The 11,967-nt window shown below is 40.9% G+C and carries 17 protein-coding genes; 2 read left to right on the top strand and 15 right to left on the bottom strand.

Going from position 1 to position 11,967, the window contains the following annotated elements:
* The gene (locus BC659_RS06250) at positions 1–1,530 is read left to right on the top strand and encodes a TSUP family transporter (protein WP_133473811.1); all 1,530 of its coding nucleotides are present in this window, start codon (positions 1–3) and stop codon (positions 1,528–1,530) included.
* A gap of 268 nt (positions 1,531–1,798) precedes the next feature.
* On the opposite strand, the gene BC659_RS06245 is transcribed toward BC659_RS06250, so the two are convergent.
* Complete coding sequence (locus BC659_RS06245; protein ID WP_133473810.1) at positions 1,799–2,398, bottom strand: hypothetical protein; 600 nt, start codon at positions 2,396–2,398, stop codon at positions 1,799–1,801.
* 149 nt (positions 2,399–2,547) lie between these two features.
* Here BC659_RS06245 and BC659_RS06240 point away from each other — a divergent pair, with 149 nt between their 5' ends.
* Positions 2,548–2,976, top strand: a complete 429-nt coding sequence (locus BC659_RS06240) for a DUF1003 domain-containing protein (protein WP_133473809.1) — start codon at positions 2,548–2,550, stop codon at positions 2,974–2,976.
* 5 nt (positions 2,977–2,981) lie between these two features.
* Here the strand turns inward: BC659_RS06240 and BC659_RS06235 are convergent, their stop codons facing one another.
* From BC659_RS06235 to BC659_RS06170, 14 genes are all read right to left on the bottom strand, one after another.
* A complete protein-coding gene (locus BC659_RS06235; RefSeq protein ID WP_133473808.1) occupies positions 2,982–3,485 on the bottom strand; it encodes a DUF6691 family protein in 504 nt (167 codons plus the stop codon).
* Between the two features lie 9 nt (positions 3,486–3,494).
* Positions 3,495–4,058 (bottom strand): YeeE/YedE family protein, encoded by a 564-nt coding sequence (locus BC659_RS06230; RefSeq protein ID WP_133473807.1) that lies wholly within the window; start codon positions 4,056–4,058, stop codon positions 3,495–3,497.
* Between the two features lie 68 nt (positions 4,059–4,126).
* On the bottom strand, positions 4,127–5,101 hold the full coding sequence (locus BC659_RS06225) for a c-type cytochrome (RefSeq protein ID WP_133473806.1): 975 nt from the start codon (positions 5,099–5,101) through the stop codon (positions 4,127–4,129).
* A 10-nt stretch (positions 5,102–5,111) separates the two neighbouring features.
* Complete coding sequence (locus BC659_RS06220) at positions 5,112–6,503, bottom strand: OprD family outer membrane porin (RefSeq protein WP_133473805.1); 1,392 nt, start codon at positions 6,501–6,503, stop codon at positions 5,112–5,114.
* A gap of 21 nt (positions 6,504–6,524) precedes the next feature.
* Complete coding sequence (locus BC659_RS06215; protein WP_133473804.1) at positions 6,525–6,785, bottom strand: heavy-metal-associated domain-containing protein; 261 nt, start codon at positions 6,783–6,785, stop codon at positions 6,525–6,527.
* Complete coding sequence (gene trxA / locus BC659_RS06210) at positions 6,782–7,087, bottom strand: thioredoxin (RefSeq protein ID WP_133473803.1); 306 nt, start codon at positions 7,085–7,087, stop codon at positions 6,782–6,784. Before trxA ends, BC659_RS06215 begins: the two co-directional genes overlap by 4 nt.
* A complete protein-coding gene (locus BC659_RS06205; protein ID WP_133473802.1) occupies positions 7,077–7,292 on the bottom strand; it encodes a DUF6132 family protein in 216 nt (71 codons plus the stop codon). The genes trxA and BC659_RS06205 overlap by 11 nt, the downstream gene beginning before the upstream one ends.
* Positions 7,276–7,512, bottom strand: a complete 237-nt coding sequence (locus BC659_RS06200) for a hypothetical protein (protein WP_133473801.1) — start codon at positions 7,510–7,512, stop codon at positions 7,276–7,278. The genes BC659_RS06205 and BC659_RS06200 overlap by 17 nt, the downstream gene beginning before the upstream one ends.
* A complete protein-coding gene (locus BC659_RS06195) occupies positions 7,509–7,823 on the bottom strand; it encodes a rhodanese-like domain-containing protein (RefSeq protein WP_133473800.1) in 315 nt (104 codons plus the stop codon). Before BC659_RS06195 ends, BC659_RS06200 begins: the two co-directional genes overlap by 4 nt.
* 5 nt (positions 7,824–7,828) lie before the next feature.
* Positions 7,829–8,110 (bottom strand): rhodanese-like domain-containing protein, encoded by a 282-nt coding sequence (locus tag BC659_RS06190; RefSeq protein WP_133473799.1) that lies wholly within the window; start codon positions 8,108–8,110, stop codon positions 7,829–7,831.
* A gap of 3 nt (positions 8,111–8,113) precedes the next feature.
* A complete protein-coding gene (locus tag BC659_RS06185) occupies positions 8,114–9,532 on the bottom strand; it encodes an MBL fold metallo-hydrolase (protein WP_133473798.1) in 1,419 nt (472 codons plus the stop codon).
* A gap of 297 nt (positions 9,533–9,829) precedes the next feature.
* On the bottom strand, positions 9,830–10,687 hold the full coding sequence (locus BC659_RS06180; RefSeq protein WP_246027084.1) for a sulfite exporter TauE/SafE family protein: 858 nt from the start codon (positions 10,685–10,687) through the stop codon (positions 9,830–9,832).
* 24 nt (positions 10,688–10,711) lie between these two features.
* Positions 10,712–11,347, bottom strand: coding sequence for a Crp/Fnr family transcriptional regulator (locus BC659_RS06175; RefSeq protein WP_133473797.1), 636 nt, complete (start codon positions 11,345–11,347; stop codon positions 10,712–10,714).
* A 67-nt stretch (positions 11,348–11,414) separates the two neighbouring features.
* Positions 11,415–11,861, bottom strand: a complete 447-nt coding sequence (locus tag BC659_RS06170) for a hypothetical protein (RefSeq protein ID WP_133473796.1) — start codon at positions 11,859–11,861, stop codon at positions 11,415–11,417.
* Positions 11,862–11,967: the final 106 nt, after the last annotated feature.

Raw genomic sequence — 11,967 nt, 5'->3', positions numbered from 1 at the left:
ATGACGACAGAAGCTATTGAACAGAAGTTATCGGGTACGGAATGTAGGGCATTGCGTCAGAATCATTTGTTTCCGGTTTTTATACAGCTGGAACGAATGCGTGTATTGATTGTAGGAGGAGGCCCCGTTGCTTTTGAAAAATTGCAGGCCGTATTACTGAACGCACCGGCTACACGTGTTAAAATAGTGGCTACGGCATTTCAGGAAGAACTTACTGAGCTCGCAGCAAAAAGGGAGCAGGTAGTATTGGTACAAAAACCCTATTCTTCCGGAGATCTGTATGATGCAGATATTGTAATTGTTGCCGTGAACGATATAGATACTGCAGAAGAAATAAGAAATGATGCCAAAGCCAGAAAGATATTGGTGAATGTGGCTGATAAACCCGCATTATGTGATTTTTATCTGGGTTCCATTGTACAGAAGGGTAACCTGAAACTTGCTATTTCTACCAATGGTAAGTCGCCTACCATAGCGAAACGCTTAAAAGAAGTATTACAGGAAACGCTGCCGTCTGAACTGGATCAGGTATTGGACCAGATGCAGCAGATCAGGAATAAAATAGGTGGCGATTTCTCGGATAAAGTAAAAAAACTGAATGAGATAACAGCTGTGCTGGCCGCCACTGATAAAAAAAATCCGGCAGTGGCTGAGCAAAGATGGAAAAAGATTGCTTCTGTTTTTCTGTTTGCCTTTTTCTTCATGTTCCTGGGTCACCTGTTGCTGTCTTATCTGCCATATAAGGAGTTATTTGTTCAATCGAAGGAGCTGCTGGCTTCTCTCGACAGTACTTTTTACTGGATGATACTGGCAGGGTTTCTGGCACAGCTCGTAGATGGTTTATTGGGCATGGGTTATGGCGTAGTATCGGCAACTGTATTGCTTTCACTGGGTATTAAACTGCCTGCCATCAGCGGTAGTATACATACGGCTGAAATGTTTTCGAGTGCTGCTTCAGGCTATAGTCATTACCGATTTGGCAACGTGAATAAAAAATTATTCAAGGCATTGCTTATTCCGGGCGTACTGGGTGCCATACTGGGAGCGGTGGCATTATCGACTTTAGCCGATCATTATGCGGGTTTTGTAAAACCGCTGCTGGCAGCTTACACTTTGTTTCTTGGCTTACGCATTTTAAGAACAGGATTTAAAAAATTGAACAAGCCTAAGAAATTTCGTCAAGTAGGTTGGCTGGGTGCAGCAGGTGGGTTTCTCGACTCATTTGGTGGTGGAGGCTGGGGGCCACTGGTAACCAGTACATTGATATTAAAGGGAAGAACACCCCGTTATGTAATAGGATCGGTGAGTATTGCTGAGTTTTTTGTAACACTTGCCAGTGCTGCTACTTTCTTTTCCTTATTGGGTATATCGCACTGGCCGGTAATAGCCGGACTGATTATTGGCGGTGTAATAGCTGCTCCCATTGCCGCAAAACTGGCCGGTAAACTACCTTTGAAAACCATGTTTATTGCGGTGGGTATTATGGTGATTATCTGGAGTATAAGAATACTGATCCATTCTTTTCTATAAAAGAAAAAACCTTTGCGGGTATGATCCTGCAAAGGCTGATAGCGTTGGTTTTTCAATCTTTAGGATATTACCCGTTTAACTTACGCTACAGGAGTCAACAGGCTGATTTGGATTTTCTTAAGATGTTTGGATTCTAAACCGGGTATTCTGTATTAGAATACAGATTTGTCCAACAAAGTAAGGCTATAGTTCGGGCTGTTACAATAGTGCAAGCGTTTGTATTGGTGTAATATAATCACTACACTGACAGGGTGTTTTACCCCGTTTTTTACCAGGAAATCTCCGTTAAATTCCCGTAACGAAGGCTTCGGGAGAGATCCTGCTGTATTTTTTTTACGGATTGATTGACTTGCGGAATGATATAATACTGTACATAACCCAGTCTGTTCAATTGCTGGGCATTATAAGCTTCCAGCCCGAATTCAACAGGCCGCATATTACCATTTGAATTAGTGGGGGCTGTAAAACAGATCATGTCGGTTATGAGGTTCTCGTAGCCGGTTTTCGTGAATGTAATCTTCATGGTAAACATAACAAAGACCTGTTCTATTACCATCGATGAGGTTTCAGATGGATACATGACATGGAAGCCATATTTACCAGAAATACTATTACTTTTTTTTGATTCCTCAAGGTGGGTAAGCCTGCCTCTTTTGCTGCTCATAAAATATTCTTCAAACCTGGAGGTCTTGTAATAGTTCATAAACCAGGTTTTTGTACGATTGTATTTGTCCGTATTGGATACGGCTATATCTTCTGATAGCTGATACTGTACTTTTCCTGAATTTTCATCAACAGGGAAATGAAGCTGCGCCATGCCACTTAATGCAAAATGAAAAAGTGATACAAAAAGGAGAATTTTCTTCATAAGCGGCGGCCAAGGTAGAAAGATTGGGTTGACCTTCCAATTAGATTCGGCTTAAAAAGATAGCATGGTGTGAGCAGATATTCATTGGATAGTAAAATAGAAAGACTAACTTAATAGAAGTTAAACGCTGATAAACAACACAAGTTGCTATGAAAAAAGAACATAAAACGAAAGTGCGCACCTGGCATGAATTACATGCTGCTGAAAGAACTTTTGGTCAAAAAATTGCGGATAATATATCTGATGGAATGGGGTCCTGGTCTTTCATTATTATTCAGACAATTATTGTGCTTGTTTGGATGGGATGTAACCTGGTTGGTTTTCTTATGCACTGGGATCCCTATCCCTTTATTTTATTGAATCTGTTGTTTTCCACACAGGCGGCTTATGCGGCACCTATTATTATGATGTCGCAGAAACGACAAAATGAAAGAGATCGTTTACAGGCCATGGATGATTACCAGACCAATCTGGAAGCCAAACAGGAAATTGAAGAACTGCAAAGAAGGTTGAATAGAATAGAGGTTGATAAGCTCGATAAAATTCTGGCTATTTTAGAATCAAGGAAAACGATTTAGTATAGTTAGTGCGGAAGCTTTTCTCTGAAATAACCATACACCCAGGTGCCGGCAATGGCACTCAATAAAACCACAACCATAACAGTTATACCCATGCCTATCTGTGCAAAAATGGGTCCGGGACAGGCGCCAGTAAGAGCCCAGCCTAAACCAAAAATCAAACCGCCAATGATTTGTCCCCTATTGAATTTTTTGGGCGTGAAATGTATTTCTTCACCATGAATGGTTTTCACCTTGTATTTTTTAATCAGGAGGATAGAAATGGCTGCCACAACTACCGCTGTACCGATTACACCATACATATGAAAACGCTGAAAACGGAACATCTCCTGCATCCTGAACCAGGAAATGATTTCAGCTTTTACAAAAACAATACCAAATAAAATACCAACAGCCAGGTATTTGAAATTGTACCACCAGGGGTGCTGCTGTTCAGACTCATTCACACACATGGTGTCGAGAGAACGTACTTCAAAATCGGTAATTATTTCGGGTTGAACCTTGTTCATTTTCTCAGATTATAATTTCATAATAAAAGGCAGTATCAGATTGGCCATTAAAAAACCGCCGGCCATAAAACAACAGGTTGCAATCAGCGAAGGCCATTGCAGATTGGCCAATCCCATGATGGCATGACCACTGGTACAGCCCCCTGCATAGCGGGAACCAAAGCCTACCAGAAATCCACCACCTATCATCATGATCATACCTCTTACTGAAAACAACGACGACCATGATACCAGTTCCTTTGGTACCATACTGCTGTAATCTGTAATACCATACGCTTTTAATTCTGTTACCAGTTCGGGATGCACGATAACCGGATTAGGGTCGGGTATACCAAAAGCTGCAATTGCTGCGCCTATTAAAATGCCTCCTGCAAAAAACAGGTTCCAGGATTCTTTTTTCCAGTTGTATTGAAAAAAAGAAATCTTACCCGGAAAACAAGCGGCGCAGGCATGACGGAGATTAGCAGAAATGCCGAAATGTTTATTTCCCAATACTAATAGTATGGGAACAATGAGTCCGATGAATCCCCCCGCTACATACCAGGGCCATGGCTGTTGTAAAAATTCCTTCATAAAAAATGTTGACAGCAAAAATGCTTTTTACAAAATAGTTATTGCGTGATACAAGTCACGTTACCTGGTTAATATTTTTTTGCCTGTAATATGGACTGATAAGGACCATATTTATGTTGCTGTTCACTGAAACTGTCTGCGTAGGGGCCAAAAGGGTGATCGAATGGTTTCTTTGTAAGATCGGGCCAGTCGTGTGATTCGGTAAAAACAGGACGGGGTTGTGAATTTACAAAAGCTGCCAGATCCCAGGCTTCTTCATTCGTAAGTTGATTGTTATGGCTTACTTCATTAAAAGGCATATTGGATTGCACGAAACCTGCAAAACTACTCAGCCGGTATAAACCGGCACCGGTATTATAACTATGTATACCCCAGAGTGGCGGATAACTATATCCATTGTTTTCAGGATTCATGAGTCCTTCCCCGTTACTACCATGACAACGTTCACATTTGGTTGTATATATTTTCTTTCCATGAACCGGATCAGCTGCACGGCTAAGCATTTCCGGTACTTTTATACCCGTACCTTTTGGATGTTCATTTTTAGATACATTTTTACCAACCCACTTAATATAGGCTTCAATGGCCCTGTATTCTCTACTGTTACTATCTGGTGCAGTACCATTTAAGCTTCTTTCAAAACAATCGCTCACGCGTTTATAAATACTTTCCAGATGTCCGCTTCTTGCCCTGAATTTTGGATAGGTAGCTGCTACTGCTGCATAATTATTTCCATCTGTTTTTTTCCCGGCATCAAGATGGCAATTCTGGCAGTTCATGCCATTGCTGATCTGCTGTACCGATCCATTGGGTCCCAGGTAACGGGAAGTATGCGCAATCAATTCTTCACCATATAAAACCAGTTCACGGGTGGCTTCATCTTTAATGGGTTCGATGAAATAACTGGGCGCATGCCAGCTGCTATCGGTTTTGGTATACAGGTCTGTGTAAGATTTTCTTTGCAAAAACCAGCCGGCTATGACAAGAAAAGTCAATACCAACAGAATAAAAGGAAGCCAGTTCGATCTGATCTTATGCCACATGGCTGATTTTTTAAAAACGGTAGTTTAAAATTAGGTTGAATAATGATGTATTTACCTTATTGATGACATATTTGTCGTTATAATAACTATTCCCTTTTTGACTTTTATATACATATAAAAACGCCAGCTGTGCACCTTTCCAGTATTTACTGAGATCGTATTGAAGATCAATATTCAACTGGGTATAGGAAGGCATACCATATTTATTGAGCCGGGTATTCAACACATCAGGTAACTGATAATACCCAAAACCTATTTGCGACTGAAACCCGGTTTCTCCATATTGCTTTTTATGCAGCAGCAACAAAGCCTGTACATCGCCGAAACCCTCATTTCTTTCACGGGGCAAAAATGTAAAGAGTGGTTCGCGACCCCATTCGCGTGGCATCAGGAAACGCCCCTGTTTTGTAATTCTTGTATAATTCAATGAAATATCCTGATTCTTTTGTTTCCAGCCCAGTTGTAAACCAAAACTCAGGGAAGTACTGTTTTTTTCTATATACCTATGCGCCGGGTCATCATTTCCACCATTGCCCATGCGCTGTTGAGAGATGAGTTGTATAGCTGTATAGTAATGGTTGTTTTCAGATTCACCAAGTTGTAGATTGCCTTGTATCAATAGGGTATTACTTACCTGATCGGTTAGCTGATTCCAAACCTGCCATTTCAGTTTTGGGTTTACAGCGAAATGAATACCCAGTAAACCAATAAACCTGCTACTGATGTACCCTTTATAATCCGAGGGGTTCCCAGACTCATTTACTCCTTGCGGGTAGACGACCATTGAATTGCCGATCGTAAACCATCTTGCCGTACTTCGGGGACTTATGCCCCATAGCAGGCCTGCATCCAGCTTTACCTTTTTCAGGGTGGTATTTAGCCAGGCACCTTCTACAAAAGTTGGCCTCATTCTTCCATCCTGAGGGTTAATGAAAGGTGTATTGATCAACTGCCTGCCAATTGTTATGCTACTTTTCTGCCACCCATAACTTATGTAGAGTTCTTCAAGACGGTTAATACCTCGTTTGTTGGATGGGTTTTCAATGTCAAATAAACCTATTTCATACCGATTGTATTGTTTCGTGGAAGGATCGGGTTTCATGAAATCTGAAGAGCCACTGTTAAAAATTAAGAAGCCTCCCATACCCAACCTGAAGCCACGGAAAGAAGCGGTCCTATAATTGAGTCCACCACCTGTTGCATGCGCATAATAATCTGTAAGGTTCTTTTCATTATCGGTACCCATGAAGAAATACCTGACATGTCCTTTTATCTTGCCCTTACTGAAAGCAGATAAAAGAGTGTTGCTATCAGCTTTGTGTTCAGTAATGGTTTGTTGAGAAAAAACAGGATAGCTGAATACAATCCATAAAACGAGAATGGCAGTGCTCCGTACTATCATGAATACAAAGTATAGATAAGTTTATTTTCCTGCAGAACAGGATACGAATGATATTGCTTTTCTGAGCATGGAATTATGACCTGATTCAGGATAACCCATTTTGCTCAGTGCCTTAACAATCAGATCGCGCCGGATACCAATACCCATTACGGATATCTTTTTTTGAGGAATGGATACTTCAACGCCTTCTACACCGGGTATTTTGTTTAGTTCTGATTGTATGGTATTCACACAACCAGCACAGCGGATGTTTTCTGCATAAAATGTTTCTGTGGTTGTCATGATAGATAGTTATTCAATATTTGCTGTAATTGACCGGCATTTTTCACACCAGGTTCTCTCCATAATAATTGTCCTTTTTTAAAAATCATCAGGGTAGGAATACTGTTTACCTGAAAATGAGCAGCTACATCGGTATGCTCGTCTACATTTACTTTGAATACCTGTACCTGATCGCCTAATCTCGATTTTATTTCTTTTAAAACAGGCGGCATCATTCGGCAGGGGCCACACCAGTCTGCGTAAAAGTCTACCAATACCGGTTTATCGGCATCAATGATTTTTGAGAATGCATTATTCAACATGGCTTTCTTTTTTGGGTGATTTTTTGAACAGGCTACACACCAACATACCCAATACTGCGAAATAGAGGGTACTGTTCAGCGGTTTTGAAGTAATGGCACAGGTGCCGGAACTACAACCTACGAATTTCCAGTACAGGTATCCGGTCAGGGCACCGGCCACTGCACCCACCAATAACAGACTGTTATTCTTAAACCACTTCTTCATACACAGATTTTTTATGGGCACCCGTATGGTTCTTTTTCAAAGGTGTATAACAGGATCCTGCACCACAGCAACCGATATCGAATACGCCCATGGATAATAATAATACACCGAATACAGCTGTAGTATTGTCTTTGGCATACCATGACTGTACCAGTATGGCAGCTGCTAATACTACCCTTGCTATACGCATAAAGTGCCATTTGTGGAGTATCTTCTTCATGATTTATTCAGTTTATTTGCCAAACTATTCCAGGCGCCGCCATTATATACTTCCATACCTGAAGCTGCCAGTAGTGACTTTGCCATACCACTTCTATTTCCGCTTCTGCAGACAGTAATAATGGGGGTATTCATTTTTTTAAGTACAGGAATCTCTTTTTTGATCTGATCCAGGGGCAGGTTTCTGGATCCCTTGATATGTCCGCCGGAAAATTCACTACTGGTTCTTACATCTATAATAATACCACCTCTCGCCATTACAGCATTATAATCTACCGGAGCTGGAAATAATTTCTTCAAAAAAGATAACATAGACACTAATTTTTATATTGTAACATATCACTTAATCCACCACCATTATATACGTCTTTCAGTCCCTGCTGATGTAAAAAGTTCATACCAATACCACTTCTGTTACCACTACGGCAATAAAGAATAATGGATTTGTTACTCCCTTTTAACTGATCGAGGTGTTTGGGTAATTCATCCAAAGGAATATTTATGGCATCCGGATAATGCGCTATGCTAAACTCACTGCTGGTTCTTACATCAATAACCATCGCTTCTCCGCTATTGATAATTTCCTGTATTGTTTTCATTTTTTATAATAAAGTTGTTGGACATACATAATCACTCACTTTGAACTTTCCTGATTCTTTGAGTGCTTTAAAACCACCTTTTACGTCAATCAGATTGTCAAACCCTCTGGCACGTAAAATGGAGTTGAAAATCATGGAGCGATAGCCGCCGGCACAATGTACATAGTAGGTTTTGTTGCGGTCTATCTGGGTCATACTATCATTGATAAAATCAAGTGGTGCATTTTGTGCATCCAGCAGATGTTCACTGAGGTATTCACTTTGTTTACGTACATCCAGTATATGGATGTTTTCTTCATCCATCACAATAGCAAGATCATCAGCACTCACGGAACGAATCTGGTCTGTTTCTTTGCCAGCAGCTTTCCAGCCTTCAAAACCACCTTTCAGATAACCGATGGTAAAATCATAGCCAACACGAGCCAGTCGGGTAATCACTTCTTCTTCTCTTCCCTCATCCGTAACCAGCAGTATTTCCTGTTTAATATCCGGTATCATAGCACCTACCCATGGGGCAAAGTTTCCGTTGATACCTATATTGATGGAGTTGGGAATAAACCCGGCTGCAAAAGTCTGCGGATCTCTCGTGTCAAGAATCAATGCGCCTGTTTCATTAGCAGCTGCTTCAAACGCTTCGGGACTCAATGCCTGCTGACCTCTTTCCAGTACTGTATCAATACTGTCGTAGCCATGAATATTCATCATTACATTTAAAGGAAAATAGGCGGGTGGTGCTACCAGACCATTGGTAACTTCATTGATAAACGCTTCTTTGGTCATATCGGCCCTTAAAGCATAATTGGTACTTTTTTGATGACCCAATGTATCAGTGGTTTCCTTGCTCATATTTTTACCACAGGCACTACCGGCACCATGCGCAGGGTACACTATGATATCGTCTGCCAGCGGCATGATTTTATTACGTAATGAATCGAACAAATAACCTGCCAGCATATCCTGTGTAAGTTCTGCCTTTACTTTCTGTGCAAGATCAGGACGGCCTACATCACCTATGAATAAGGTATCGCCACTAAAAAGTCCAACAGCTTTTCCCGATTCGTCTTTTAAAAGATAACAGGTACTCTCCATGGTATGGCCCGGTGTGTGTAATACCTGGATGGTAGCTTTACCTACTTTCAACTCTTCATTGTCTTTGGCAGCGTAAAAATCAAAATCTGGTTTTGCATTCGGCCCATATACAATTGCAGCACCGGTTTTTTTAGCGAGATCCAGGTGGCCGGAAACGAAATCGGCATGAAAATGTGTTTCCAGTACATACTTGATTTTAGCACCATTGCGTTCAGCTTTCTGGATATAAGGTGCTACTTCTCTGAGTGGATCAATTACCACTGCTTCACCATCACTTTCAATATAATAAGCTCCCTGTGCCAGACATCCTGTATAAATTTGTTCAACGATCATAGTGGTTTGTTTTATTTTGATACTGTAAAATTGTGTTATCTGCTTTCTTTTTTTCGTGACCTGTATCACGCCTTTATTTTTTTAACAAATACCCTCTGCGTAACCCCTGCGCCCTCCATTCTCTGCGGTGGAATATTCCGCATAGGGACTGTGATTCGTTTGTTTCACAACGATGTAAAATTGGAAATCGAAGAGCATATAAAACGTGATATTCGTCACCATAAGAACTGCTCTTTGTCATAAAACAGGAAAGGCCCACATTGCTGCAGACCTCTCTTTATTGGGGGGTATTAAAAACTAGTGTGATGAACCGCCGGGCAAAACAATTTCTTTAACAATGATATAAATACCCATGACCAGCACAAACCATCCAAATCCTTTTTTAAGCTTATTGCCATCCATTTTTCTGCTCATGCTATTACCTATGAAAATACCGGCAATGGCAAGCGCTGTTACCGAACCCAATAAGGTCCAATCCATGGTAAAATGAGAGAGATCGCCGGTGAAGCCAATCAGCGATTTGGCAGCAATAATCAGGAGTGATGTACCCACGGCCTGCTTCATGGGTAGTTTGCTTAATAAGACCAATGCAGGTATAATTAAAAAACCACCACCGGCACCAACCAAACCTGTTAACATACCTACTACCGCACCTTCCATAAGAATTAAAGGATAATTGAATTGTTGCGGACCGGGTTCTTGTTCGGCTGTCTGCTGTTTTTCACGAATCATGGAGACGGAGGCAAATACCATCAGAACAGCGAATAACAACATCATTAAGATAGACTTGGTGATTACAAGGCTACCTACAGTAAATACTTCAGCAGGTATCAGCGGAACAATGAATTTTCGTGTAGCAAAAACAGCAGCAATGGAGGGGATGCCGAATATAATGGCAGTTTTCAGGTTAATAAATCCCTGTCTGTATTTGGGTATGGCACCCACCAGGCTGGATAAGCCAACAATAAAAAGTGAATAGGCCGTTGCGATTACAGGCTCAACACCAAAAAGATACACCAGAACAGGCACGGTTAAAATGGAACCACCACCCCCTATTAAGCCGAGAGAGATGCCAATAACCAATGATGCGATATAACCTGCTATTTCCATTTTATGTGTTTCTAAAGCAAAGGTGTTGGTGTAAAAGGGATTCATACGTGATATTTATCACGTATGGGTTTACAGGTTTACAATCTCGATATATGACTTATGCTGTCTGATCATGCCCTTTTCAGTCAGCTTCTTCATCAGTCTTGAAATCACTTCTCTTGATGAATTGAGTTCCTGCGCGATTTCAGTAAAGGAAATAGATAGCATATCCGACCCTGTACTGGCCTGATGTTGCTTGAGGTAGAATACCAGTCGCTCATCCATATTTCTGAAAGCAATATGGTCGATGGTTTGCAACATATCTTCAAAACGATCGCGATAACTGCTCACTACAAAATGGTACCAGCTTTTATAATTGGCCATCCACTGATCCATATATGTTAATGGAATAGCGATTACCTCGGTTTGACTCACTGTTTTAGCCATAATCTGGCTGGTTTCCTGTTTAATGGCACATACCATCGAAAGTGCACAGGCCTGCCCCGATTGCAGGTAATACATGAAAAACTCATTGCCCTCATCGTCTTCCCTGAATATTTTAATCAAACCGGAGAGTACCAGCATGGTGGAACGGATATTCTGTCCGGTTTTCATCAGAACATCACCCGGTTCAAATTCTTTTACTTCTCCTACCTCGGCAATCTGATCCTGTAAATCCTTATCAAAAAAAGGGAAATGTTTTTGTATGATCTCAATAGGTATCATAGACACAATTTAGGCAATCTGCAAATGTAAACAGCTAAAAAGAGCGAGCCGTGATATTTGTCACAATTCATTTTTTCTTGAGAATCAGCAGTTGGTAAAATTTTTCAATTTCGTTCTGCTCTGTAAGTGGGAGTGCTTTTCGTTGCTCCAGCTGTGCTTTCAGGAATAGAATACGTTTATGTTGAGGGTATTTGTTAAGTATTTCTTTGATCAGTGTTTCCCATTTCTCACCTGATTCCTCTGTCTTGTTACTTGTGTCTTTCACCGGTGTTTTGTCGCGTGTAGGCATTTTCAACACAATGGCTTCTACTGCAGCAATGAGGTTTACGGGAATATCCTGTGCTTTTTTCGCTTTTAATAGTAAGCCTTCCAGTTGCTTTTTGCTCAGGCTGCCTCGCTCCTCATACTGGTGCATCAGGCTCATGATAAACAATGCGTCTTTATTGTGCTGGTAGCAGGCTTCCAGCAGCTTATCAATTACATCAATCCTTTTCTTCTTCCCTGATATCGACATTTCATATAAATAATTAGGTAAGGTAAAAAAACTCTGCGAAAACGCTGTTTCCTCTGCGTCTCTGCGGTGAACTTACATGAAGTTTACAATCTTTTAGAGTAGTTTT

The organism is Sediminibacterium goheungense (assembly GCF_004361915.1).
Taxonomy (GTDB): Bacteria; Bacteroidota; Bacteroidia; order Chitinophagales; family Chitinophagaceae; genus Sediminibacterium; species Sediminibacterium goheungense.
Note: the sequence above shows the minus strand (reverse complement) of the source record. Positions and strands in the feature narration are given on the sequence as shown.

What these genes read in the sequence shown, in the direction of transcription:
- BC659_RS06250 (WP_133473811.1), top strand. Translation starts at nt 1, where the DNA reads ATGACGACAGAAGCTATTGAACAGAAGTTATCGGGTACGGAATGTAGG.
- BC659_RS06245 (WP_133473810.1), bottom strand. Translation starts at nt 2,398, where the DNA reads ATGAAGAAAATTCTCCTTTTTGTATCACTTTTTCATTTTGCATTAAGT.
- BC659_RS06240 (WP_133473809.1), top strand. Translation starts at nt 2,548, where the DNA reads ATGAAAAAAGAACATAAAACGAAAGTGCGCACCTGGCATGAATTACAT.
- BC659_RS06235 (WP_133473808.1), bottom strand. Translation starts at nt 3,485, where the DNA reads ATGAACAAGGTTCAACCCGAAATAATTACCGATTTTGAAGTACGTTCT.
- BC659_RS06230 (WP_133473807.1), bottom strand. Translation starts at nt 4,058, where the DNA reads ATGAAGGAATTTTTACAACAGCCATGGCCCTGGTATGTAGCGGGGGGA.
- BC659_RS06225 (WP_133473806.1), bottom strand. Translation starts at nt 5,101, where the DNA reads ATGTGGCATAAGATCAGATCGAACTGGCTTCCTTTTATTCTGTTGGTA.
- BC659_RS06220 (WP_133473805.1), bottom strand. Translation starts at nt 6,503, where the DNA reads ATGATAGTACGGAGCACTGCCATTCTCGTTTTATGGATTGTATTCAGC.
- BC659_RS06215 (WP_133473804.1), bottom strand. Translation starts at nt 6,785, where the DNA reads ATGACAACCACAGAAACATTTTATGCAGAAAACATCCGCTGTGCTGGT.
- trxA (WP_133473803.1), bottom strand. Translation starts at nt 7,087, where the DNA reads ATGTTGAATAATGCATTCTCAAAAATCATTGATGCCGATAAACCGGTA.
- BC659_RS06205 (WP_133473802.1), bottom strand. Translation starts at nt 7,292, where the DNA reads ATGAAGAAGTGGTTTAAGAATAACAGTCTGTTATTGGTGGGTGCAGTG.
- BC659_RS06200 (WP_133473801.1), bottom strand. Translation starts at nt 7,512, where the DNA reads ATGAAGAAGATACTCCACAAATGGCACTTTATGCGTATAGCAAGGGTA.
- BC659_RS06195 (WP_133473800.1), bottom strand. Translation starts at nt 7,823, where the DNA reads ATGTTATCTTTTTTGAAGAAATTATTTCCAGCTCCGGTAGATTATAAT.
- BC659_RS06190 (WP_133473799.1), bottom strand. Translation starts at nt 8,110, where the DNA reads ATGAAAACAATACAGGAAATTATCAATAGCGGAGAAGCGATGGTTATT.
- BC659_RS06185 (WP_133473798.1), bottom strand. Translation starts at nt 9,532, where the DNA reads ATGATCGTTGAACAAATTTATACAGGATGTCTGGCACAGGGAGCTTAT.
- BC659_RS06180 (WP_246027084.1), bottom strand. Translation starts at nt 10,687, where the DNA reads ATGAATCCCTTTTACACCAACACCTTTGCTTTAGAAACACATAAAATG.
- BC659_RS06175 (WP_133473797.1), bottom strand. Translation starts at nt 11,347, where the DNA reads ATGATACCTATTGAGATCATACAAAAACATTTCCCTTTTTTTGATAAG.
- BC659_RS06170 (WP_133473796.1), bottom strand. Translation starts at nt 11,861, where the DNA reads ATGTCGATATCAGGGAAGAAGAAAAGGATTGATGTAATTGATAAGCTG.